At 58.3% G+C, this 21,778-nt stretch carries 22 protein-coding genes and 1 pseudogene; 21 read left to right on the top strand and 2 right to left on the bottom strand.

The features are described 5' to 3' along the window. The first annotated feature begins 29 nt into the window (after positions 1-29). From AC2FIR_RS10575 to AC2FIR_RS10560, 4 genes and pseudogenes are all read left to right on the top strand, one after another. Positions 30-662 (top strand): TetR/AcrR family transcriptional regulator, encoded by a 633-nt coding sequence (locus AC2FIR_RS10575; RefSeq protein WP_496745363.1) that lies wholly within the window; start codon positions 30-32, stop codon positions 660-662. 284 nt (positions 663-946) lie between these two features. Next, entirely contained in the window at positions 947-2,101 is a 1,155-nt protein-coding gene (locus AC2FIR_RS10570) for an acyl-CoA dehydrogenase family protein (RefSeq protein WP_480492377.1), read from the top strand. Between the two features lie 144 nt (positions 2,102-2,245). Beyond that, a pseudogene (locus AC2FIR_RS10565) lies at positions 2,246-3,094 on the top strand (SDR family NAD(P)-dependent oxidoreductase). A gap of 178 nt (positions 3,095-3,272) precedes the next feature. Continuing rightward, on the top strand, positions 3,273-3,659 hold the full coding sequence (locus AC2FIR_RS10560; RefSeq protein WP_170614046.1) for an acyl-CoA thioesterase: 387 nt from the start codon (positions 3,273-3,275) through the stop codon (positions 3,657-3,659). Between the two features lie 296 nt (positions 3,660-3,955). Here AC2FIR_RS10560 and AC2FIR_RS10555 read toward each other — a convergent pair whose 3' ends face one another. Then, positions 3,956-4,873 (bottom strand): LysR family transcriptional regulator, encoded by a 918-nt coding sequence (locus AC2FIR_RS10555; RefSeq protein WP_496745360.1) that lies wholly within the window; start codon positions 4,871-4,873, stop codon positions 3,956-3,958. A gap of 103 nt (positions 4,874-4,976) precedes the next feature. On the opposite strand from AC2FIR_RS10555, the gene AC2FIR_RS10550 reads away from it, so the two are divergent. The 12 genes from AC2FIR_RS10550 (at position 4,977) to AC2FIR_RS10495 (ending at position 15,140) form a co-directional block, all read left to right on the top strand. Further along, positions 4,977-5,936 (top strand): tripartite tricarboxylate transporter substrate binding protein, encoded by a 960-nt coding sequence (locus AC2FIR_RS10550; RefSeq protein ID WP_496745358.1) that lies wholly within the window; start codon positions 4,977-4,979, stop codon positions 5,934-5,936. Between the two features lie 73 nt (positions 5,937-6,009). Next, on the top strand, positions 6,010-6,480 hold the full coding sequence (locus AC2FIR_RS10545; protein WP_170619342.1) for a tripartite tricarboxylate transporter TctB family protein: 471 nt from the start codon (positions 6,010-6,012) through the stop codon (positions 6,478-6,480). 5 nt (positions 6,481-6,485) lie between these two features. Continuing rightward, complete coding sequence (locus AC2FIR_RS10540) at positions 6,486-8,000, top strand: tripartite tricarboxylate transporter permease (protein ID WP_496745356.1); 1,515 nt, start codon at positions 6,486-6,488, stop codon at positions 7,998-8,000. After that, positions 7,960-9,093 carry a lyase family protein gene (locus tag AC2FIR_RS10535; RefSeq protein WP_496762309.1) on the top strand — a complete coding sequence of 378 codons (1,134 nt, stop codon included), beginning with the start codon at positions 7,960-7,962 and terminating at the stop codon, positions 9,091-9,093. The genes AC2FIR_RS10540 and AC2FIR_RS10535 overlap by 41 nt, the downstream gene beginning before the upstream one ends. 92 nt (positions 9,094-9,185) lie before the next feature. Then, complete coding sequence (locus tag AC2FIR_RS10530) at positions 9,186-9,632, top strand: DUF2141 domain-containing protein (RefSeq protein ID WP_170619345.1); 447 nt, start codon at positions 9,186-9,188, stop codon at positions 9,630-9,632. A gap of 46 nt (positions 9,633-9,678) precedes the next feature. After that, complete coding sequence (locus tag AC2FIR_RS10525; protein WP_496745352.1) at positions 9,679-10,227, top strand: TetR/AcrR family transcriptional regulator; 549 nt, start codon at positions 9,679-9,681, stop codon at positions 10,225-10,227. Continuing rightward, positions 10,224-10,469 (top strand): hypothetical protein, encoded by a 246-nt coding sequence (locus AC2FIR_RS10520; protein WP_170808052.1) that lies wholly within the window; start codon positions 10,224-10,226, stop codon positions 10,467-10,469. Before AC2FIR_RS10525 ends, AC2FIR_RS10520 begins: the two co-directional genes overlap by 4 nt. A gap of 28 nt (positions 10,470-10,497) precedes the next feature. Continuing rightward, entirely contained in the window at positions 10,498-11,652 is a 1,155-nt protein-coding gene (locus tag AC2FIR_RS10515; protein ID WP_496745349.1) for an aromatic ring-hydroxylating oxygenase subunit alpha, read from the top strand. Further along, entirely contained in the window at positions 11,649-12,713 is a 1,065-nt protein-coding gene (locus AC2FIR_RS10510; protein ID WP_496762306.1) for a 2Fe-2S iron-sulfur cluster-binding protein, read from the top strand. The genes AC2FIR_RS10515 and AC2FIR_RS10510 overlap by 4 nt, the downstream gene beginning before the upstream one ends. A gap of 382 nt (positions 12,714-13,095) precedes the next feature. Continuing rightward, on the top strand, positions 13,096-13,509 hold the full coding sequence (locus AC2FIR_RS10505) for a RidA family protein (RefSeq protein ID WP_480492366.1): 414 nt from the start codon (positions 13,096-13,098) through the stop codon (positions 13,507-13,509). Beyond that, positions 13,506-14,306 (top strand): class I SAM-dependent methyltransferase, encoded by an 801-nt coding sequence (locus AC2FIR_RS10500; RefSeq protein WP_496745345.1) that lies wholly within the window; start codon positions 13,506-13,508, stop codon positions 14,304-14,306. The genes AC2FIR_RS10505 and AC2FIR_RS10500 overlap by 4 nt, the downstream gene beginning before the upstream one ends. A gap of 21 nt (positions 14,307-14,327) precedes the next feature. Then, complete coding sequence (locus tag AC2FIR_RS10495) at positions 14,328-15,140, top strand: class I SAM-dependent methyltransferase (RefSeq protein ID WP_496745343.1); 813 nt, start codon at positions 14,328-14,330, stop codon at positions 15,138-15,140. A 50-nt stretch (positions 15,141-15,190) separates the two neighbouring features. Here AC2FIR_RS10495 and AC2FIR_RS10490 read toward each other — a convergent pair whose 3' ends face one another. Continuing rightward, positions 15,191-15,379, bottom strand: coding sequence for a hypothetical protein (locus AC2FIR_RS10490; protein WP_496745341.1), 189 nt, complete (start codon positions 15,377-15,379; stop codon positions 15,191-15,193). Between the two features lie 254 nt (positions 15,380-15,633). On the opposite strand from AC2FIR_RS10490, the gene AC2FIR_RS10485 reads away from it, so the two are divergent. The 5 genes from AC2FIR_RS10485 (at position 15,634) to AC2FIR_RS10465 (ending at position 21,775) form a co-directional block, all read left to right on the top strand. After that, complete coding sequence (locus tag AC2FIR_RS10485; RefSeq protein WP_480909100.1) at positions 15,634-16,503, top strand: LysR family transcriptional regulator; 870 nt, start codon at positions 15,634-15,636, stop codon at positions 16,501-16,503. 179 nt (positions 16,504-16,682) lie between these two features. After that, the gene (locus AC2FIR_RS10480) at positions 16,683-17,885 is read left to right on the top strand and encodes a LacI family DNA-binding transcriptional regulator (protein WP_480909102.1); all 1,203 of its coding nucleotides are present in this window, start codon (positions 16,683-16,685) and stop codon (positions 17,883-17,885) included. Positions 17,886-17,901: 16 nt separating this feature from the next. Further along, complete coding sequence (locus AC2FIR_RS10475; RefSeq protein WP_496745338.1) at positions 17,902-19,263, top strand: ABC transporter substrate-binding protein; 1,362 nt, start codon at positions 17,902-17,904, stop codon at positions 19,261-19,263. 68 nt (positions 19,264-19,331) lie between these two features. After that, entirely contained in the window at positions 19,332-20,567 is a 1,236-nt protein-coding gene (locus tag AC2FIR_RS10470; protein WP_480913266.1) for a carbohydrate ABC transporter permease, read from the top strand. Beyond that, the gene (locus AC2FIR_RS10465; protein ID WP_480909106.1) at positions 20,567-21,775 is read left to right on the top strand and encodes a carbohydrate ABC transporter permease; all 1,209 of its coding nucleotides are present in this window, start codon (positions 20,567-20,569) and stop codon (positions 21,773-21,775) included. Before AC2FIR_RS10470 ends, AC2FIR_RS10465 begins: the two co-directional genes overlap by 1 nt. The last annotated feature ends 3 nt before the right edge of the window (positions 21,776-21,778 follow it).

The raw sequence follows: 21,778 nt of genomic DNA, 5'->3' as shown, positions 1-21,778 counted from the left end.
GGGCAGACCGAAGCCGAAGAAGGTAGAATATGGCCAGCAGCAAACCGACCAAACGCGAGACCAAGGCGCTACAGTCGCGGCAGACGATTCTTGAGGCGACGATGCGGTGCCTCGTGAAATACGGCTACTCCGAAACCAGCACGTCGCGTGTTTGCGAAGAGGCGGGGCTTTCGCGCGGGGCTCTGACCCATCACTTTACCTCGAAGACCGCATTGATGGTGGCGACCAGCGACTGGATCATGCAGGCCTCCATCCGCTGGCTGGCTGGCCGCGAAAACCGCCCTGAGCAGACAATCGAGAGGGATCTGGAACGGCTTTGGCGGCAGGTCATGAACACCGACGCGATGCGCGCCCTGCACGAGATTCTGGTGGCGATCCGCACGGATAAAGAGCTTGCGGACCAGATCCACGACTCGCTGCTGGACTGGAACGACACCATCAATGAAAACGCATTGCTTCATCTCAAGACGACGGATGGCGACAATGCGAAATTTATTCGCCTGTGGACCATCGCCCGAATTTTCTATCGTGGCTTGCTGACACATGACTCATTTGTCCGGAGCGAAGCTGAGACCGCGGAAATCGTGCAGGAGTTCATTTACCTGCTGACCCCGCATCTGCAACGGCGAAGCGAAGTGCGGCTGGTGAGTTCCGAAAGCTAGGCAGTCATGCCCAAGATCGGGCACTGTAACCATTTTGAGGGGATTTCGATGATGTTCACACAAAGACACGAAGAATCCCGACGTACTTGCGAACGTTGAGCAGAGACCGAGATGAACCTTTGCAAGGGCCTTCCCCGGCCATGAGACTTTCAAATCACTGGACACCCGGGAGATCAAGCGGGTCAAAAGATCGGTATGAATGGCTCGACACGGTCAAACTGGGCGCGACCGGTGCATTATCCGAACAGCCGGTTGAGAAAGTACTGAATGGCTAGGAGGCCGAGATGGCGCTGATTTCACCCTTTATGACACCCGAGCGCGAACACTTCCGGGACAATTTCCAGCGATTTGTCGAAAGCGAGATTCACCCCCACATCGAAAAGTGGGAGGCCGACAAAGCCGTTCCCGCCGAACTGGATGAAAAAGTGGCCGAATTCGGTGTGTTCGGCTTTGGGGTGCCCGTAGAATACGGTGGGATGGGAATGGATGATGCCTTTCTGCGTGCCGACTTCAACGAAATGATCTTTGGCTGCGGTGCATCGGGGGTGGCGGCGGCCGTGGGCGGGCGCGCGATTTCAATTGCGCCGATGGCGCGGTTTGCATCAGATGACTTCCGCACCACCGTTCTGCCCGAAATTATCGCGGGCAGGATGTCGTCTTCGCTGGCGATCACTGAGCCCAGTGGCGGATCAGATGTGGCCAACATGCGCACGACCGCCACGCGATCAGGTAACGGGTGGGTTTTGAATGGTGAAAAGTGCTTTATCACCGGCGGCATGGCCTCGAAGTGGTTTGTCGTCGGCGCACGGACGGGCGATGCGGGTCTGGGCGGTATCTCTCTGTTTCTGATCGAAGCCGGCACACCAGGCTTTACCCGCACTAGAGGCGAAGAAAAGATGGGTTGGCATTGTTCCGAACAGGCCTCTTTGTTCTTCAAGGATTGCCACGTTCCCGCCGACGCGCTGATCGGTCCTGAAAACCGGGGCTTCCTTGCGATCATGGAAAACTTCAATCATGAACGGCTTGCTTTGATCGCCGGTTCGCTGGGCATGATGAAGCTGTGTTTCAACGCCTCCCTGGACTGGGCGCGCGAACGTAGGACCTTTGGCAAACGCCTGATCGATCATCAGGTCATCGCCCATAAGTTTGCCGAAATCTCGGCCCGGATAGACATGAATCAGGCCTATCTGGATCAGATTTGCTACACCATCAACGCGGGCCAAATGCCTGCCGCCGAAATCGCAAAGGCGAAGGTACAGGCGACGAAATCGCTGGAATTTGTGGCGTCTGAATCGATGCAGATCTTTGGTGGCGCAGGTTACATGCTCGGCAATCCGGTCGAGCGCGTTTATCGCGAAGTCAAGATCATGGCCATCGGCGGCGGTTCGGAAGAGATCATGCGCGATCTGGCTGTACGCCAAATGGGCCTAACCACATAACCGTCAGCCGGCGCGAAAGTGTATTGCACAGGTTGGATCGGGTGGCACTCAACTGGGCGGGTCGACCGGTACGGCGCTAACCGACGCGATAAACTACCCGCGACCACATCGACAAAAGAAGTGCCGACCCTCAGGATACACGCGATGGTTTTTTTGCGACGAAGCGAAGCAAGGGAGAGGCGGGGTAGCATGGGCAGGACGTATCAGGACAGGTATGGCAATTGGGCGATGGTCACAGGTGCCAGTTCCGGAATTGGCGCCGAATTTGCGAACCAGCTTGCGGCTGCCGGGATGAACCTCATCCTCGTGGCGCGCCGCGCCGACGTGCTGGACGCTATGGCCAGCGATCTCAGCGCTCGCCACGGAGTGGAAGTACGCTGTGTCGCCGCTGATCTCGGAACGTAGGCCGGCATCGACGCGGTGTGTACCATCCCCGAAGAAATCGGTCTGTTGGTTCATTCTGCCGGTGTCGAGGTGAACGGCGCGTTTGAAACGACCGATGCGGATCAGGGAATGGCATTGCTGCGGCTGAATGTTCTGTCGACCTTTCGCCTGACCCACCACTTTTGCCAAGGAATGCTAAAGCGCGGACGGGGCGGGATCGTTCTGGTCTCAAGCCTGTCGGGCCACATGCCGAACCCCTATTTTTCAAACTATGCAGGCAGCAAGGCTTACGTGTTGAACTTCGGCGCATCCCTGCGGGCCGAGCTTCGGCCGAAGGGCATTGACGTTCATGTCCTGTCGCCCGGACCGACCGATACCCCGATGGCTGCCGGTACCGGGTTGGATTGGAGCAAGGTTCCATCAAGCGTTATGAATGCAGACGCAGTTGTCACCGAAGCGCTCGGCAATCTGGGTGGCAAGTTCCTGACGGCTCCGGGGCTGATGAACAAAATGACCATATGGATGGCCAAACACAGCCCGACGGCCATGTTCGGTCGCATAAATGAGAAAGTGCTGAAAAACGCCCTACCGCCGGAAAAGCTCGGGTGAAGAACTGCGGCGATCACAGCTATGGCGACGTAAGGGAACGTCTTATAAGGGAACCCAGGGAACGTCATAACGGCCTGCAACGCGCGACTGAACAGTGCAATCCACCTCTGGCGCTCATGGCAGGACAAGAACTTCCGGACATGATGACCGTGTCCTGAACCGAAGAAGGGCACAAAAGATGAGCAGTGAAACTCCGAGAGGTGAACTGACCTTGCGCACGGCAGCAATGCCGGCGGACGTCAACGTTAACGGCGATATCTTTGGCGGCTGGGTTCTCAGCCAGATGGATATCGCTGGTGGAATTGTTGCAGCTACACGTGCGCAAGGCCGCGTTGCCACAATCGCTGTTGACGCGATGAAGTTCATACGTCCGGTGAAAGTCGGTGACGTGTTATGCATCTACGGAGAGGTGTCGCGTGTGGGCCGAACCTCAATGGCCATATCCATCGAAGCCTGGGTTTTGCGCGGCCTCATCGGCGTCCGTGAAAAGGTGACCGAAGCGATCTTCACCTTTGTTGCGATCGACGAGAATGGAGTTCCGCGTCCGGTTCCAAGCGCTGAATAGGGGCTGTCACTGGCGTTTGCGGTATCCAACTTTGTCGGGAAAGTTAGAATTTGACCGTTTTGGAGCGGTTCTGGAGTGCGCTTCCAAAATTCGAACTGCTAGAAACTGTACTAAGGCTTTCATGCCGGCACAATTCACATGCCAGCCGGTCAGGAGAGTTCCTGCCTGAGTTCGCTAGATCGATAACAACTACTAAAAACGCGAGGATTTCTACCGCGCACCTCGATTGGAGCGCGATTTCCAATCAGGCAAGCCAGTCAGGTCCACATTAGTCGCCTGAACGGTAAGTCGGTGGATCAGGACACCTCGCTGCGCATGGTGTCGCTGGAACGGCATACGCGTTTTACGTGCTCCACCAACTTGTCCTGGAACTGCTTGGCCGCCGATCCCGACTGTTGATACTTCGGAAGCAACATTCCAAATGTCATCCATTTTTCCGGCTCGATCGGGATTGATACCAAGCGATCCCCGAACGACGCCGCCACCATCTCATCGGCGATCGTGATACCTGCACCTTCGGCCACCAAGGCACAAGCAAGTTGGGACGAGGACACTTCATGGGTCACTTCGGGCGCAACACCAGCCGAGTTGAAAGCGTCGTCCAACTGATCCCGAAGCAACAAGCCCTGCATCAGGCGGATGATCGTTTCACTGGCAAGCTGCTCTGCGGTTATCGATGCCTCATTGGCCAACGGATGATCCCGGGGCAGGATTGCCAGGGCTCGCACGCGGACAAGCGGCACCGTTCTGATGTCCGGATGGCTGACCGGCAGGGCTGCTATTCCGATATCGTACTCTCGCCCGGCCAGCCATTTGCTCGCGTCCCGGCGCGCGCGGACGTCCAAGATCACACTCACTTCGGGGTTTTCCCGGGTGAATTGCGCGACAGCGGGTGCCGACAGAAATTGGGCAATCCGAGGCATCGTCACAACCCGAAGGCTTTCGGTGCGACCAGCGCGGATTTCGGCTGCAATGCGAGGAACCTCATCCAGGTTATCCAGAATGCGCCCGGCTTCGCGGTAAAACGCGATCCCCTCGGTGGTTGGGGACAGGCTGCGCCCGCTGCGGTCAAACAGCCTAAGCTTCAGTTCTGCTTCCAAACCGCTGATCAGTCTGCTGATGGCAGGCTGACTTAGATGCATGATGTCCGAGGCCGCCGCAATGGAGCCTTCGGAAAAAGCATGGCGGAAGGCGCGGAGAGCTTTGATGTTCATCGACAGGACTCTTTCATTATTTGCATTATTTAATGCTACATTTGCAAAAATCGCAATCAAATGGCCTGCTAGAAAGGCTGCGTCACTTTTTGGAGGAGCCCACATGAAACGCAGAGCATTCCTTGCTGCCGTCACAGCGGCGACCGCGCTGGTCGCAACGGCAACCGCCAGCTTCGCCGCCGACTGGCCGAAACGCCCGATCAATATCGTGGTACCCTATCAGGCCGGGGGCGGCACCGATGCCTATGCGCGTGCCATTTCCGCCGCTGCAGAAGGCGTATTGGACGTTCCGGTGGTCGTCGTGAACAAACCCGGTTCCGGTGGCCTCAATGGCGCCAACGCCGTGGTCGGGGCCAAGCCTGATGGCTATACGATGATGATGACCTCGGGCGGGTCTTTCCTGCTGTCGACCATGACACGCGACACAGACATTGATGCACTGGATAGCTTTGACTTCGTCGCTCAGGTCGGCCAGCTGCAGACCTCGCTGATGGTACCCACAGACAGCACCTATCAAAGCGTAGAGGACGTTATTGAAGCGGCAAAGGCAAACCCTGGGTCATTGCGTTGGGCCCATTCCGGGCGCGGCGGGTTCCATCACGTGGGCGGTCTCGGGTTCCTGGCCAACAACGGAATCGAGGCGCAGGATGTGCCGTTCAAGGGCGGCGGCCCGACCCGAGCTGCGCTGATTGGCGGACAGGCCGACTTCGGTTTCCTCGGGGTGCAGCAATTGCGCGGTTTTGAAGAGCAGCTTCGCGCACTGGCCGTCAACAGCGCCGAGCGGGACGATATCATGTCCGATGTTCCGTCCTTTGGCGAACTGGGCGTTCCCTTTGCCGCGGTATCGTCGCCGGTGATCGTTTTCGCGCCCAAGGGAACGCCGGCCGAAGTGGTTTCCGCCATGGAAACGGCGCTGGCCGAGATCACGGCAAAGCCGGAATTTGCAGAGCTTCTGGCAAAGCGCGGCACCGGTCCGGTCTTTGCGACAGGCGCGGATGCCAAGGCTACGCTGACCGCGATGAAAGCGGATGCCGTGCCGCTGGTTGCGACTCTGAATAACTGAGGTGGGCAACGGCCGGGGCGGACTCAGCTTCGGCCCGGCCGCTCCACCCGAGATGTTTCTGAAGGAGAACACCATGCGGGACGTGATCGAGGGATTTGTACTCGCGCTGTTGTCATTGGTCGCGATCTGGGGGGCCTGGCAGGTTCCGGCTGCAAGCCCCGGAGACACATGGGCCGGGATCGTGCCCTTTGCCGCATCGGTTGCCTTGCTCGCCCTCTCGGGCCTGGTACTGATGAACGGGCTGCGCCTGGTGCAGGCACGACAGGCCGCTGTTGAAGAAGGCGACACGGGCACGCTGAACATCCTGATCCTGTTTGCCATTGCTCTGATTTATCAGCAGTCATTCCGCTGGTTCGGCTACGTCCTGCCCACAGCCATCACCGCGCCGGTGGTTCTGTATATCTTCGGTGTCCGCAGTCGGATCGGGCTGGCCATATCCGTGATCGTCTGCCCGCTCATCTTCCACATCATCTTTTTCGAGTTGCTCGGCGTCTTCCCGCCTTATGGCGAGGTGTTCGATCTGCTCGACTGGTTCCGAGGGTAGACACAATGGAGATCTTTCCCGCCCTTCTGTCGGTCATCACCGATCCGACACTCCTGTTAGCCATTGTTCTGGCTGCTGCCGTCGGCATGATCGTCGGTGCCACCCCCGGCCTGACCGCCTCGGCGGCCATCGCAATGCTGCTGCCCATTACCTTCTACATGCCGCCTCTGTTTGCATTGGCGTTTCTCTATGTGATTGGCAAATCGGGGCGTTATGGAGGTTCGGTTGCCGCGATTCTGTTCAATACGCCCGGAACGGCGGCAAGTGCAGCGACGCAGATCGACGGCTATCCGCTGGCCCGTGCAGGCAAGGCAGGTAAGGCGATGAAGGTTGCGACGATCTCGTCGGTTATCGGCGATTTCATGGGGGACATCCTGCTTGTGGCGGGTGTCGGTTTCATCGCCGCCATCGCGCTGAAACTCGGCCCGCCCGAAACTTTCGCCATCTACTTCGCGGCCTTCGTGGTGATCGGGTCCGTGATCGGAAAATCCATCACCAAGGGCCTGATCTCGGCCCTGCTCGGCATCCTTGTGGCCATGGTCGGTCTCGACCCGATTTCCAGCGAAGAACGGTACACGTTTGGTTCGTTTGATCTGTCGAATGGTATCGGACTGGTGCCTCTTATGATCGGCGTCTTCGTTCTGGGCGAGGTTTTTGCCCAACTGGAAGAGCGCAAGAAGACCAAAGGTGAAGTCAGTGGAAACAAAAGCGACCCTACCGGGCACAGCCTGACCTTTGAAGAATATAAACCCTGTATCCCGCACGCCATTCGGGGCGGATTCATCGGCGCGGGGATCGGGGTTCTTCCCGGGCTCGGCTCGGCCATAGCGGCCTTCATTTCTTACGGCGAAGGCAAGCGCCGCGCCAGGAACCCCGAGCAATGGGGCAAGGGTGCGCTGGAAGGCGTCGCCGCGCCCGAGGCCGCCAACAACGCGGTGTCCGGGCCGTCGATGGCGCCGCTGCTGACGCTTGGCATCCCGGGTTCGACCATCGGGGCCATCCTGCTGGGCGTTTTCCTGATCCACGGCGTTCAGGTCGGACCCACCCTGTTTCTCACGGACAAGGAACTGGTCTATCAGCTTTTTGCCTGCGGGATGCTGGGAATCTTTGCCTACGGGATCATCGGCTACTTTGGGGCCACGCAAGTTGCGCGCCTGATCCTGAAGGTTCCGGTCAACGTGCTCTATCCGCTGATCTTTCTGACCGCTTTTGTCGCCGCCTATTCCGCCCGAGGTTCGATGTTCGACGTGACTGTCATGACTGTGGCCGGGTTTGTGGGCTGGCTGATGCGCAAATTCGACTTCAACGTGGCGGCCTTCGTCATCTCTTTCGTCCTGGCGAAGGGGGCCGAGGAAACCTTCCGCCAGGCGCTGCTGATGTCCGATGGCGGCGCGCTCATCTTTGTCGAACGCCCCATCGCCGCCGGATTCCTGCTGCTCGGCCTTTTGGCTATGGGGTTCCGCATTCGGTCAATCATGAATGAACGGCGTATCGCCGACGGTGGACTGGGCGATGCTTGATTACCGGATCTACCGCAACTGCTTTTCCTCCGCTGAAATGCGCAGGATCTGGTCCGAGCCCGCCACCATCGCTGCGTGGTTGAAGGTCGAACAGATCCTTTCGCGCTGTCAGGCCGATCTGAACCTGATCCCGACCGAGGCGGCCTTGGCGATCGAAGCCGTGGGTATCTCTGATCTGGATACCGAAGCACTGGCTGCGGAAATGGATCTGGTCGGGCGCCCCATCGTGGGGCTGGTGAAACAGATTCGGTCATTGGTGCGCGCGCATGCAGATCACGTTCACCACAGGGCGACCACACAGGACATTATGGACACCGCCATGGTCATGCAGATGAAGCTTGGCCTTGCAGAAATCGAGATTGGCATCAACCGGCTGCTCAAACTGCTGGACGGACATATCCGCGACCACCCTTCGACCTGGCTGATGGGGCGCACCAACGGTCAGCATGCGGTTCCCATGAAGCTGGCCACCAAACTGGCGGTGTGGCGGTCAGAACTGGCGCGCCGCAACAAGGCGATGGAACAGGCTTCGGGTCGTGGCCTCAATGTGCAAATCGGCGGCCCGGTTGGTGACCTTCGAGGCTACGAGAACGGAGAGGGAGAGAGGGTCAAGACAGCGGTTGCGGAAAGCCTGGGGCTGGGCAGTGTCGCGCCCCACTGGCAAAACGCCCGCGACGGGATCGCGGATGTGGTGACTGCACTGGGATCACTCTGCGCCACGCTCTGCAAGATCGCCCACAATATCAACCTTCTGTCCTCATCCGACATTGCCGAGATCTCTGAAGTACATGCCAACGGCAAAGGCGCGTCCTCATCCATGCACCATAAACGCAACCAGCGGGCTTCTGAATTCATGGAGGCGGTGTCGCGCCTCGGCCGGCAGAAAGCGGAACAGATCGGGGAATTCACCCTTCACCAACACGAAAGGTCCGGCGGCGCTTGGATTGGAGAGTGGGTTATCGTGCCCGCAGTGTTCCTGCTGACATCAGGGGCACTACACTGGGCGCAGGCGTTGTTTGAAAACCTGACCTTTCATCCCGAACGAATGGCAGAGCACTGCACAGCGTCGGCCGAGGCCGCCCGGATTCGTTGATGCTTGGCGTTCCAAAAAAATATTCTGTCATCATTGACAATAAACGGGGGCCACCCTAATTACTGTCAACGTTGACAACTTTTGGTGACCCGATGCAACCTTTCAAACTTGTCTCAGTGGCGGCCCTTGCTGCTGCCACCGCAGTCGCAGCCATTGCGCAATCGTCCGAAACCGCACCGCTTTCGGTGACTGTCGACGGGCTGCGGAATGGCAATGGCGCAGTGATCGTGGCGGCCTTCGATCAGGCCGCTGGTTTTGAGACGATGGACGTGGCCACGGCGATCGCGATGGCCCAGGTCCCTGCTGCCGGTGCAACGGTCTCGGTCACGTTTCACAACCTTCCGGCTGGCACCTATGCCTTCGCCGCGATGCACGACGAGGACCTGGACAGCGATCTGGACATGAAAGGCGAAGTGCCGACCGAAGGATATGCGTTTTCCGGCATGGGACGACGGGGCTTGCCGCCAAAATTCGAGGATGCGGCTGTCACCACTGGCGCGACGGCCAAATCAACATTGCAGCTGAAGTACTGGAACTGACGTGGCCGGGCGCCCTTCAAACCGAGACGAACGCTGTGCACAGGTGATGAACGCACTGGTGCGTTGCGTGGCACGTTTCGGGCTTGAAGGCGCATCGCTTGCGCAAATCGCCGACGATGCGGGGCTGACCCGGCCACTGATCCGACACCATCTGGGCAATCGGGACGAAGTGATCATGGCGTTGCAGGACTATGTCCTGCACAGCTTTGCCGAACAGACCGAAGCGCTGTTGGCCGCGCTTCCGGAAAATGGCGCGGGGCCGGCTCTGGTCGAATTTTTGTTTTCCGAAACGATGGAATCGACCCCGGACATGGTGTTGGCGTTTGCGGCACTGACAGCGCGTGCCGCAGAAGATGTGGACCTGCGCGCCGCCTGCCGAGACTCTCTTCTGGCGTTCGAGGCCGCGATTGCAGGTATTTTGAGCAAGGACCATCCACAAGCCGACCATCACGCGATCGCTGTCGCGGCCCATGGCATCGTTGCGCTATATCTGAACGTGGCGTCTCTGGCGCCGTTGAACATGCCGCAGGAGTGGCCGCAAGCCGCACAATCCCTCGCGGGCAACCTGCTGGAAGGATTGGAAAACCGCTCATGATCCAGATGCGTCCACTCAACTACATCGCTTTCGCCGTGCTGATGATTGCAACAGTGCTTGGCTATCAATCGCTCTGGGGGCTGCTGTTCCTGTTTTGGACAGTCCAGAGTTACCGCACGGGCTATGCGTTTTTGTTGTCTGAAGTAACGCGGGACGAAGACCCCGTTCTGTACTGGTTGATCCAGGTTGCCTGGGTCGTCTTCGGTATCTTGCTGATAACCGCCGATTTTCTGCCCGGCTAGGGCTCACACCAATCTTGGGAACACCCGAATGACCCGAATGCTTCACCAGTTGCCTGTCGAGGCCTACACCTCGCAAGAATGGTTCGATCGCGAAATGCGCGAGATCTTTTCAAAAACCTGGCGTTATGCCGGGTTCATGGAGGATGTCAGCGAACCCGGCCAGTACATCACCGTTCAGGCCGGGCTAAACAACATTTTCGTGGTAATGGGCCGCGACAGACGCCTGCGCGCGTTTCATAACATTTGCCGTCACCGCGGCACGCAACTGATCCGGGCCGTCGGCAAGACGCAAAAGGCGCTGACATGCCCGTATCACGACTGGACCTATGACCTTGAAGGCAACCTGATCTCGGTGCCCGAAGAACAAGAGGAATTCGGAAAGGTAGATAAATCCTGCCTGGGTCTGAAACCCGCCAGGGTCGACATCTGGAAATCGATGATGTTTGTGCATCCTAACCCGGGCGCGCCCTCCATCGCTGAATGGTTCGGGCCGGTGGAACCGCATATCGGCCCGCACGAACCCGAGGAACTGGTCGAATATGAAGACCTGAACAACAGCTACGAGATCAAGGCCAACTGGAAGGTGGTCGTCGAAAACTACGTCGACGTCTACCACCTGAGCCACCTGCATTCGAACACGCTGCAAATGTACGACCACAAGGCCGCGAAGTACCACTGGGAAGGCCCCCATTACATGTTCTGGGAACCCCCGGTCGAAGACTTTCTGAAGGATCAGGAAAGCAAGCTGATTGCCCCGCGTGTGATCCCCGAGGACATGACTGGCGCATGGGTGCCGATGCTGTTCCCGGGGATTGGGTTGGCTGGCTCCGAGGACGGTTGGAACATCTTCATCATCGAGCCGCTCGGCCCCGAACTGACGCGAGTGTCCAACCGGGGGCGGGTGTCCAACAGTTCCGGCTGGGAGTTTGCCAAGCAGTCGATGAAATCCTCGAATTTCTGGACCAAGTTTGGCCTGAGCGGCAAGTACGAAGCCCATGACGCCATGAGCGAGGATGACCTGATGGTCGCGGGCGACTTCACGGGGGAAGACATCTACGCATGTGAGCAACAGCAGGAATCGCTGAAATCGCCTTATTTCGAAACCGGTCCCGTAGCGGTTGGGGAAAGCCCGGTCGTGCAGCATCAGAAAGTCGTTCTCGAATGGTTGGGGGCCGCCAAATGAGCCAGCGAAGCTTCCACCCGCTGACCGTTCTCGATACCCGCGAGGAAATCGGCGGCCAGGCCAAAACCGTCATGTTCGACGTGCCCGACGCCCTGCGCGAAATCTTCGCCTGGCGGCCTGGTCAGCACCTGTCGTTCCGCTTCATGGTGAACGGAGAGGAGCAAAGGCGCAGCTATTCAATCTCCTCGTCTCCGTTTACGGGTGATCCGCTGCGGATCACCGTAAAGCGTGTCCGGAACGGCCTCGTCAGCAACCACGTCAATGACACTGTGAACAAGGGCGATGTGATCGATGTTATGCCACCTTTCGGCGGGTTTTGCCTGGATCCCGGAGCGACAGCGCGCCGCACCCATTACTTTTTTGGCGCCGGTTCGGGCATCACCCCGCTTTACGCAATGCTTAGTTCAGTCATGGCGGCCGAGCCCAATTCCTTCGCGCATCTGGCTTATGGTAACAACAACGAGCACTCTGTCCTGTTTTTGGACGAGCTGAACGCCCTGTGGGAAGCCAACCCGGATCGGATGACCATTCACCATGTCTTTTCCAAACCCGGTTTCTGGTCCTCGGCCGAGTATTGGCGCAGAGGTATCATCGACGAACCCGCGATCGAGGCGCTGATTGCCGAAAACCCGCCCTATGCACAGGACGCGCATTATTACGTCTGCGGACCCGGCGGCATGAACAAGGCCGTGAAAGCATCGCTGATGTCGCTCGATGTTCCTGCCAATCGCATCCACATGGAAAGCTATGGCGGCGCGGCAGAGATCGACACCACTGTCGAACGTTTGGCTGCCAAGGCAGAGATCACGTTGGGCGGCGTCAGGCATTCGGTCGACGTGGCCAGCGGCCAAACGGTTCTCGAAGCGGCAAAATCCGCAGGTCTGAAACCGCCCTTTTCCTGCCAGTCCGGGGTCTGCGGTGCCTGCCGTGCCAAGCTGACAAAAGGCGATGTCCACATGCGCGCCCGCATGGCGCTGGAAGACTCGGATATTGCACAAGGGGCGATCCTGACGTGCCAGTCGCTGCCGCAGACGGACACCCTGTCGCTCAGCTATGACTGATCGCATTAAGAGCAAAAGGTGAGTCGTTCTGCGCGGCCCGTTGCACCATCTACCAGACTTCACCTGCGGCACGAATGGCCTGTGCCGGGGCGGGCAGAGCCGTCGATGGAGCGGCCTGCCCATTATGGCGGTGTGTCTTCCTTTGTGCCAAAAGCCCTCCCTTGTCAGGCCAGGTGGCCAAGGCCAAACGATAAGAGAACACTGGCCACGTGAATGCCCTGGCGGCTTGCTTTTTCAAGCCCGGATTTGTGTGAATCGCACTTAGAATGCCTTGCCTCAAGAACGTCAAACAGAACTGTCCCCGCAGGTTGCCGGGTCGATTATTTCTGAGACAAGAAAAAAGAATTCTCTACACTAGCGCATCAATTTGGGGGAACCAGCCATGAAGGGACGGCAACTCGTTTCGAACGGCAACCCGATGGAAGAGATCGTTGGGTTCAGCCGTGCTGTTCGGGTCGGATCGTTCATCGCCGTCGGGGGAACTGCGCCGGTCGATGCAAACGGTAAAACGGTCGGCATCGGCGATGTCTATGCGCAGACCAGACAGTGTTTCGAAATCATCAAGGCGGCCCTCGAAGACGCCGGATCCGGCTTGCAGGACATTGTCCGCACCCGCGTGATCCTGACGGATATCGACAACTGGAAGGAGGCGATCGAGGCGCGGAAACACTATTGCAGGGACTCCCGGCCGGTGGACACGATCATGGCGATTGAACGCTTCGTGAACCCGGAATGGCTGGTCGAAATCGAAGTGGATGCCGTGATCCCCGAAGACACAGGCGGAGCATCGTCATGACCACACCTGCGAAATTCGACAGCTGGGCCGCCGGTGATGCCTACGAACATTACATGGGCCGGTGGAGCCGTCAGATCGCCCGCGATTTCCTGGATTGGCTGGCACCTTCGCCTGACGCCGACTGGATAGATGTCGGATGCGGAACCGGCGCGCTTTCCGCAACTATTCTGGACCACTGTCGCCCGAAATCCGTGCTCGGCGTTGATCCGTCGGACGCCTTCGTCGCCTTCGCCCGCGAAAACTCGGCAGATGATCGTGCTCGGTTTGCCGTCGGCGGTGCGGAAGATCTGCCTGCCGAGACCGGGATGTTCGACATCGCGACGTCTGGTCTGGCCGTCAATTTTTTCCCCGATGCAACTGCGGGTCTGCAGGAAATGATGCGCGTTGTCAGGCCGGGAGGCACTGTTTGCTTCTATGTCTGGGACTATCCGGGCGGCGGCATGGGTTTCATCAGTACTTTCTGGAAAGCTGCGGCATCGATTGATGAAAACGCGGCCAGTTTGGACGAGGCGGCCCGGTTTCCTCAATGCACGCCCGACGGGCTGACCGAGCTTTGCAGGGCTGCGGGCCTGCAATGTGATGTGGCACCCATCCAGCGCGACACCCGATTTTCGGACTTCGAAGCGTTCTGGGACCCGTTCACACGAGGGGCTGGACCGGCACCGGGCTACCTCGCAAAGCTCGCTCCGAAACAACAGGCCGAACTGAAAGGCAGATTAAAGACCGATCTGGGCGAGAACGAGATCGTGCTGCCGGCCCGCGCCTGGGCCGTCAAGGCAACCAATACCCGCGCCTAGTAAACTTCGGACGGCAATCCAATGTCGCAAGACAACACCTTTCATCTTTCGACCTCTGCAGCGGGAACATACGAGAAACAACGCGTCCCGGCCATTTTCGGCCCGATGGCAGAAGCCACGCTGAATGCCATTTCGCTGCCCCCCGCAAAAACCGTGCTCGACGTGGCCTGCGGAACGGGGGTCATGGCCCGCGCCGTGGCCAAGCGGCTGACCACACCCGCTCGTATTGTCGGATGCGATCTGAACCCGGCCATGATCCAGGTTGCCGACGCAAACACGCCGGACGGCCCGCACCGATTTGAATGGATCGAGGCACCGGCACAGTCGATGCCCTTGAAAGATGGGGCAGTCGATCTGGCGTTTTGCCAACATGGTTTGCAGTTTTTTCCTGACAAACCCGCAGCCCTGGCCGAGATCAGAAGGATCGTAAAGCCAGACGCGCTGGTTGTCGTGACATGCTGGAAAGCGATCCCGCCCTTTTTTGCGGTCGTTGCCGATGTGCTGAAAGTCCACATTGGTGACACGGCCGCCACAACGGCTGTTCAACCCTTCACATGGAACGACGCCGATGAGGTTCGCGAATTGATTGGAGCCGCTGGTTTCAACGTCGCCGCACCGAAGACCATTTCCGTCGACCGAAAACTGCGCTGCGACGCGCAAGCCATGCGAGACGAACTGTTATCAACTCCGAACGAAAAGGCGCTTCGCGCGGCGGGAGAGGAAGCCACCAACGTTGTTGCTTCAGAGATACTAAAGGCGGTCACTCACTTTCGCGACGGCGAGTTTCTGATCATGCCGCAAAAGGCGCTTTTGTTCGAAGCGGTCGCCAGATAGCAGACGGCCGAAGTTCGGATCGGTTCCCTCGCACTTGATGATTGTTCGACTCAACTGAAAAAGCCATCTGCATCCGGGCCGAATTCCAGAAAGAATTCATCAGGGACTGCAGGATACTTCGTCTGAAGCTCCGCCAGAAAGGCCAGGCCGTCACCGTCCATATCCAGATCGGCGGGCATGGGGAACACAAGCCGGGCAAACAGCGACGAGAGCAGTGACACAACAGAATCTCGACCCATTTTAGTCTCCGTCAGATATGGGCAACTACCCATTGCAAGGTTGGTGTAGCGCTCCGGTGCCGGTGAAATTTCTTCGGGTATCAGACTTCAATGGTTCCTCAGCTTGGGTGCTGCAATACGAAATTAGAAGTGTTGATTGGTGATCCGATATGGCAGGGGCACTTTCGCGCTACACATAAAATATGGCACGGCCTCATTTTATTGAAAAACGAATTTTTATCGCGGATAATATCGAGCAATCAAATAGGTGGCTCATGGATATTGAACTTGCCCGCACGTTCCTGGCGGTCGTTGAGACGGGCACCTTTTTCGATGCCGCAAACAAGGTGCATGTCACACAATCGACCGTGAGCATGAGGATTCGGACGCTCGAGCAGCAGCTAGGCCAATCCGTTTTTGAACGTGGCAAATCCGGCGCGACCCTGACGCCAGCGGGGCGGCATTTCCTCAAACACGCTCAGGTTCTGGTACGCACCTGGACACAGGCAAAGCTGGATGCAAGCCTTCCGGCGGCGATGACAGCCGCGCTGGCGATCGGTGCGGCGCCGAGCTTATGGGACGGCTATTTGACCGACGCCCTGCCCAAGTTGATGACATTGATGCCCGATGTTGCCATCAAAGCGTCAGCCGCGTCTTCCGCAACCCTGACCCGCGAAATCGAAGAGGGCGGCCTGGACCTTGCAATTATGTACGAGCCGCGAAGCGTGTCAGGGCTATCTGCGGTGCAACTTTTCGAAGATGAGTTTGTACTGGTCACCAGCGGCCCGGATGCCCTGCCAGCCAATCTCGGCAACGCCTACATCCTGATTGATTGGGGCCCGGAATTCCGAGCCGACCATTTGCTGAACTTTCCCGAGCTTGATACGCCACGTCTTCAGCTAGGGATCGGAACCCTCGGCCTTCAATACCTACGCTCAATTCCCGCCGCTGGTTATTTTCCGAAACGCGTGATCGAACCGGAACTTGAAGGCGGGTGGCTTAAGCTGGTCAAGGCGGCCCCCCGGTTCGCATATGCCGCCTACGCGGTTTTCGACGAAAGCGAGGGGGATGGGCTGCCAGCCCAGGCCGCATCAGAGCTTCGTGCTGCCGCGAGTTCGTTGGGTCTTGCATCGCGCAGCGGATAAGATCGCCCTGCGAGCTTGATCGGCCACTTGCGGCTACCGCCACGGACATCGCCCCGATGGTTTCGTATGTGATCAGGCCGGATTTGCGCCGGGGAAGCCTGTGCCTGTCCAGAGCGACGGAGTTGCCAGCAATTCACCATCTATGTTGGCACTTGGATCAGTAGTCGGCGGATCCGGGTTTGGCTCGATCCAAAAATACACACAAAACTGTTGCCGAAACCGGTTTCGGAACCGAACCTGAGCACATGAACGCGAATCCGTCCACTTCCAAGGCAAGAAACAACGGGGCGACGCCCCCGGCGGCGGGTCGCGTCAAAATTGATGAACTGGCCGAACATCTGGGGTTGTCAAAAAGCACCGTTTCCCGCGCGCTGAACGGCTATTCCGATATCGCCGAAACAACACGTAAAAGGGTGGAAAACGCCGCGCGAAAGCTCGGTTACCGTCCATTGAGCCATGCACAGGCAATCCGAACCGGACGTGTTCGCGCCATCGCCATGGTGCTCAACAGTGAAGAGCCGGACGGGCACAATCCGTTCCTTCAGGAATTTCTTGCCGGTGCGTGCGAGGCCGCCAGCGGTTTTGACTGGACCATGACAATCTCGACCGCCAAATCCGAGCAGGACACGTTGAAAGTCCTGAGCCGTTTGGTCGAGGAGCGCAAGGCCGACGGCTTCATCCTGCCTCGGACCGCCGTGAATGATTCTCGTGTTCGTCTTCTGCGCCATCTCGAGGTGCCGCATATTTTGTATGGACGAACCGGTTACGGACGCTCGAACCCGCCCGAAGGTACATCCTGGTTCGACATTTCCGGCGAAAGCGCAATGCGTAACGCAGTCCTGAGGCTGGCCGGGCACGGCCATACGCGGATCGGCTATGTCGGCAGCGATCTCAAATTCAACTACAGTCACCTGCGTCGGGACGGGTTTGTCGAGGGGCTGGGCATCGCAGGTCTGCCCTATGATCTTGAACTTGTGCGCGACGGAGCCCGAACCCGAGAGGAAGGGGCCGTGCAGGGCCGCGCACTGATGCGGCTGAACCGCCCGCCCACAGCGATCGTTTTTGCCACTGATCTTGCTGCATTGGGCTTTTATACCGTGGCCGCTGATCTGAACTTGCAGGTTGGTCGGGATGTCTCGGTCATTGCTTATGACGGCATTCCCGAAAGCCAGCATGCCCACCCGGCATTGACCACCTTCAACGTGGATTCCGGCCAGGCCGGGCACAGGCTTGTGACACTGTTGATCCGTCAGATCAGGGGCGAAACCGCAGATACGCTGCGCGAGTTGGGTGAGGCCACGTTGGTTGAGCGCGCTTCAGACGGGCCACCCTCCTGTTCTGCAGAAGAACTGGCGCAAAAGATTTCCATTCATGTCGAATAATCCGGGGAGGAACCAAATGACTATTCGCATCGCAACCCGTACGGCCAGGCTTTTGCTTGGCACATCCCTTGCGCTGACCTTGTCAGCGCTGTCGGCGCAAGCCGATACCATTCGCTTCTGGACCACGGAAGAACAGCCCGAACGCCTGGCAAAACAGCAGGAAATGGCTGATCAGTTCAAAGCCGATACAGGCACCACCGTCGAGGTGATCCCGGTGACGGAAAGCGATCTGGGCACGCGCGCAACCGCGGCTTTTGCAGCAGGCGACCTGCCGGACGTAATTTATCACACCCTGCAATATGCCCTGCCATGGGCAGAAGCAGGCATTCTGGACACAGAAGCCGCTTCCGAAGTGATCGAAGAACTGGGCGCTGATACATTCGCACCCGGAGCGATCGCGATGGCCGCGTTCAACGATGAAACCGCATCGGTGCCTGTAGACGGCTGGACCCAGATGGTCGTCTATCGCAAGGACCTGTTCGAAGAAAACGGTCTCGAAGCCCCGGATTCCTTTGCCGATATTCAGGCGGCATTGGAAAAACTGCACAATCCGCCCGAGATGTACGGGTTCGTGTCCGCCACCAAAGTTGATGAGAACTTCATGAGCCAGGTTCTGGAGCATGTTTTCCTCGCCAATGGCGTCAGCCCGGTTGGTCCGGATGGCTTCCAACCACTGGACGAAGCCAAAACCACCGAAGTTCTGGATTTCTACAAGGCGATTTCCAAAGCCTCACCTCCGGGAGAGTTGTACTGGAAGCAATCGCGCGAGCTGTATTTTGACGGCAAAGCTGCAATGATCATCTGGTCGCCTTTCATTCTGGACGAGCTGGCCGGTCTGCGCGATAGCGCTCCGCCGACCATCAACGACGACCCGACCTCGCGTGATCTGGCGGGCAAGACAGGTATCGTGACCAAATTGTCCGGCCCTACCAATCCTGACGGCGCGGCCTGGGGTGACGTCCGGTATTTCGGCATCACCAGCGACGCGGACACCGATGCAGCCATGGAATTCGTGAAATACGCCATGGATGACGGTTATACTCAGACGCTGGCAATCGCGCCCGAGGGCAAGTTCCCGGTCCGCCGAGGCAATGCCGAAAATCCGACGGCCTTTGCAGAAGCCTGGGCCGAATTGCCGGTCGGGGTGGATCGCAAGGCACCCTTGGGTGAGCTTTATGATCAGGCGATGATCGACGAAATCGTCGGTGGTCTTGACGTCGCACAACGCTGGGGCGTGACCGAGGGGCAGTTGTCCCTGGCATCAAAAATGATCAACTCGCAGGTCATCAACCGTGTCGTTCGTCAGTATATCGACGATGAAATCGACGCTGCCCAGGCCGTAGCGGCCATGAACGACGAACTGGCCAAAGTTCAGTAGAACCGTCTCTCAATCGGAAACCGCAGCGGCGTGCGCGCCGCTGCACCCAACCCTCTCCGAGGTCTTCCATGTCTTCTTCGGTAACCCCACCGACCGGAACCGGGGCACTTGCCAAACGCGATGCGCGTATGGCCTGGGCTCTGCTGGCTCCGACCGTGATCAGTGTGTCGCTTGTCGTGATCCTGCCGTTGCTGGCAATCATCTGGATCAGCTTCAAGCCATTTTCCCTGTCCGACCTGCGCCCACCCGCGCCGGTTGTCCGTGAAAGTCTGCGCGGATCGGGCGACGATCTGCGGATCGAATACCGCTTGCGCAACTCCAGCCAGGAGATCGCGATCGAAGGCGTGACCCTGGCCGATGTTCTTCCTGACGGGGTGACCGCCGGAGAAGTCGTTGCGCCATGTGCTCTGGACGGGCAGGATTTGTATTGCGATTTCGGCACTTTGCAGGGTGGACAGCGTGAGCGTATCCGCATCCCGGTCACATTCGACGGCGACCCGGATGCGGTCGAGGATGCGGTCGAGGGATCAGAGCCGAAAGTCACCGGCAGCGGGCCGAATGTACTGACCAGCCTTGAATTCAGCCTCGAAAACTTTGCCCGCGTCTTTGACGGGAAAGAATTCTGGGGCGTTCTTTGGGTCACTCTGTTCTATACTGTATTCGGCACAATCGGTGCGCTGGTCATGGGCCTCTTTGCGGCCCTGCTGCTGAACAAAAGCTTCAGGGGGCAGGGCATCATCCGAGGCCTCTACCTGTTCCCTTACGTTGCCCCGGTGATTGCGGTCGCCTTCACATGGGTCACGCTATTCGACCCATTCTCAGGTTCCGCCAACGCGTTGCTGGTGCAGATGGGACTGACCAGCGATCCCATCAACTTCTTCGGTGAACGCCCATTGGCCCTGATCATGGTCACAGTGTTTGAGATCTGGCGCTATTTCCCTCTGTCCTTCCTGTTCATCCTCGCCAGGATGCAATCTATCGACTCCAGCATGTATGAAGCGGCGGATATGGACGGGGCTTCGCCATTCCAGAAATTCTGGTTGCTGAGCATCCCGCAATTGCTGGGTATCCTGTCAGTGCTGTTCCTGCTGCGCTTCATATGGACGTTCAACAAATTCGATGACATCTTCCTGCTGACCGGCGGCAATGCGGGCACTCGCACGCTGACCGTGAATGTCTATGAACAGGCTTTTGCAATATCGAACATCGGCGCCGGTGCGGCGGTGGCGGTGGTGATCCTGGTGTGCCTAATTGCCTTCAGCTTTGTCTTCTTCCGCTTCATTAGCCGTGAGGAGGGTCTGTGATGCGCAAAGGGTATATAACCGGCCCAATTCTGGGCGCGCTTTGGCTGGTTGTCATCGCGACAACAGTTGCCGTCACCATGTCGTTTTCCACCGGGGCGGCATTTCGTCCCCAGATACTGCTCTGCCTGATCTGGGGTGCGCTGGCAGGATGGATCTACATCCGGTTCCCGGCGCACCATGCACCGGCCCGCCTGGGTATATCGGCCATGCTGGGCCTGTCCGGCCTGACCGGGTTTGGCCCCGTTCTGATCGGCCCGGACACGTCGGTGCAGGCAGTCCTGGTTACTGTTCTGGCAATGGCCGCCGTAATTCACGTCTCGTTGGCTGCAATTCTCAGGGAAACCCCGTTCGGAGAGCTGACCCGGCACGAATTCGAGGATGCGGTAATCCGGTTCTGCACCGGCTTCGGGTATATTTTCTTCACGGCAATCGTGGTCATCCCGTTTTACGTCATGGTGATGACCAGCCTTAAATCCCAGCAGGCGTTGCTGCAAAATCCGCTGGATTTCTCGATCGACCTGAGCCAGGGCACCGCGCTTTTCCGCAGTTATACCGAGCTGTTCCGTGACTTCAATTTCGGCACCTATTTGTGGACGTCCTTCTACGTCTCGGTCCTCACGGTATTCATTACGCTGGCCTTCAGCGTCCCCGGGGCCTACGCTGTTGCGCGGTTCCGGTTCAAGGGGCAAAAGGCGTTCTCACGCTCGATCCTGTTGATCTACATGGTCCCGATGATCGTACTGGCGCTGCCGATCTATATCGCATTCTCTCTGACCGGCTTGCGCAATTCGATCCTTGGCATTGTCATGATCTATCCGGTGACAACTATCCCGGTCGCGCTCTACATGTTGCAAGGCTATTTTCGCGGCTTGCCGACCGAGGTCGAGGAAGCCGGTTTGATGGATGGGTTGTCACGCCTGTCGGTGATCTGGAAGATCACCCTTCCGCTCAGCCTGCCGGCTCTGGCGTCGGTCTCGCTTTACGTCTTCATGATCGCCTGGAATGAGTTCCTGCTGGCCTTCATGCTGCTGGACGATCCGTCAAAATTCACCCTGACCCGAGGGGTCACGATGCTGAATTCCTCAGAAATTCCCCGTCAGCACCTGATGGCCGGTGCCGTCATCGCCACTGTCCCGATCATGGCGCTGTTCCTGGGGCTTGAACGTTTCATGACCAAGGGCCTGACTGCGGGGTCCGTCAAAGGATGACAC

This window comes from Ruegeria sp. CDSB136 (assembly GCF_059610965.1).
Note: the sequence above shows the minus strand (reverse complement) of the source record. Positions and strands in the feature narration are given on the sequence as shown.

What these genes read in the sequence shown, in the direction of transcription:
- AC2FIR_RS10575 (WP_496745363.1), top strand. Translation starts at nt 30, where the DNA reads ATGGCCAGCAGCAAACCGACCAAACGCGAGACCAAGGCGCTACAGTCG.
- AC2FIR_RS10570 (WP_480492377.1), top strand. Translation starts at nt 947, where the DNA reads ATGGCGCTGATTTCACCCTTTATGACACCCGAGCGCGAACACTTCCGG.
- AC2FIR_RS10560 (WP_170614046.1), top strand. Translation starts at nt 3,273, where the DNA reads ATGAGCAGTGAAACTCCGAGAGGTGAACTGACCTTGCGCACGGCAGCA.
- AC2FIR_RS10555 (WP_496745360.1), bottom strand. Translation starts at nt 4,873, where the DNA reads ATGAACATCAAAGCTCTCCGCGCCTTCCGCCATGCTTTTTCCGAAGGC.
- AC2FIR_RS10550 (WP_496745358.1), top strand. Translation starts at nt 4,977, where the DNA reads ATGAAACGCAGAGCATTCCTTGCTGCCGTCACAGCGGCGACCGCGCTG.
- AC2FIR_RS10545 (WP_170619342.1), top strand. Translation starts at nt 6,010, where the DNA reads ATGCGGGACGTGATCGAGGGATTTGTACTCGCGCTGTTGTCATTGGTC.
- AC2FIR_RS10540 (WP_496745356.1), top strand. Translation starts at nt 6,486, where the DNA reads ATGGAGATCTTTCCCGCCCTTCTGTCGGTCATCACCGATCCGACACTC.
- AC2FIR_RS10535 (WP_496762309.1), top strand. Translation starts at nt 7,960, where the DNA reads ATGAACGGCGTATCGCCGACGGTGGACTGGGCGATGCTTGATTACCGG.
- AC2FIR_RS10530 (WP_170619345.1), top strand. Translation starts at nt 9,186, where the DNA reads ATGCAACCTTTCAAACTTGTCTCAGTGGCGGCCCTTGCTGCTGCCACC.
- AC2FIR_RS10525 (WP_496745352.1), top strand. Translation starts at nt 9,679, where the DNA reads ATGAACGCACTGGTGCGTTGCGTGGCACGTTTCGGGCTTGAAGGCGCA.
- AC2FIR_RS10520 (WP_170808052.1), top strand. Translation starts at nt 10,224, where the DNA reads ATGATCCAGATGCGTCCACTCAACTACATCGCTTTCGCCGTGCTGATG.
- AC2FIR_RS10515 (WP_496745349.1), top strand. Translation starts at nt 10,498, where the DNA reads ATGACCCGAATGCTTCACCAGTTGCCTGTCGAGGCCTACACCTCGCAA.
- AC2FIR_RS10510 (WP_496762306.1), top strand. Translation starts at nt 11,649, where the DNA reads ATGAGCCAGCGAAGCTTCCACCCGCTGACCGTTCTCGATACCCGCGAG.
- AC2FIR_RS10505 (WP_480492366.1), top strand. Translation starts at nt 13,096, where the DNA reads ATGAAGGGACGGCAACTCGTTTCGAACGGCAACCCGATGGAAGAGATC.
- AC2FIR_RS10500 (WP_496745345.1), top strand. Translation starts at nt 13,506, where the DNA reads ATGACCACACCTGCGAAATTCGACAGCTGGGCCGCCGGTGATGCCTAC.
- AC2FIR_RS10495 (WP_496745343.1), top strand. Translation starts at nt 14,328, where the DNA reads ATGTCGCAAGACAACACCTTTCATCTTTCGACCTCTGCAGCGGGAACA.
- AC2FIR_RS10490 (WP_496745341.1), bottom strand. Translation starts at nt 15,379, where the DNA reads ATGGGTCGAGATTCTGTTGTGTCACTGCTCTCGTCGCTGTTTGCCCGG.
- AC2FIR_RS10485 (WP_480909100.1), top strand. Translation starts at nt 15,634, where the DNA reads ATGGATATTGAACTTGCCCGCACGTTCCTGGCGGTCGTTGAGACGGGC.
- AC2FIR_RS10475 (WP_496745338.1), top strand. Translation starts at nt 17,902, where the DNA reads ATGACTATTCGCATCGCAACCCGTACGGCCAGGCTTTTGCTTGGCACA.
- AC2FIR_RS10470 (WP_480913266.1), top strand. Translation starts at nt 19,332, where the DNA reads ATGTCTTCTTCGGTAACCCCACCGACCGGAACCGGGGCACTTGCCAAA.
- AC2FIR_RS10465 (WP_480909106.1), top strand. Translation starts at nt 20,567, where the DNA reads ATGCGCAAAGGGTATATAACCGGCCCAATTCTGGGCGCGCTTTGGCTG.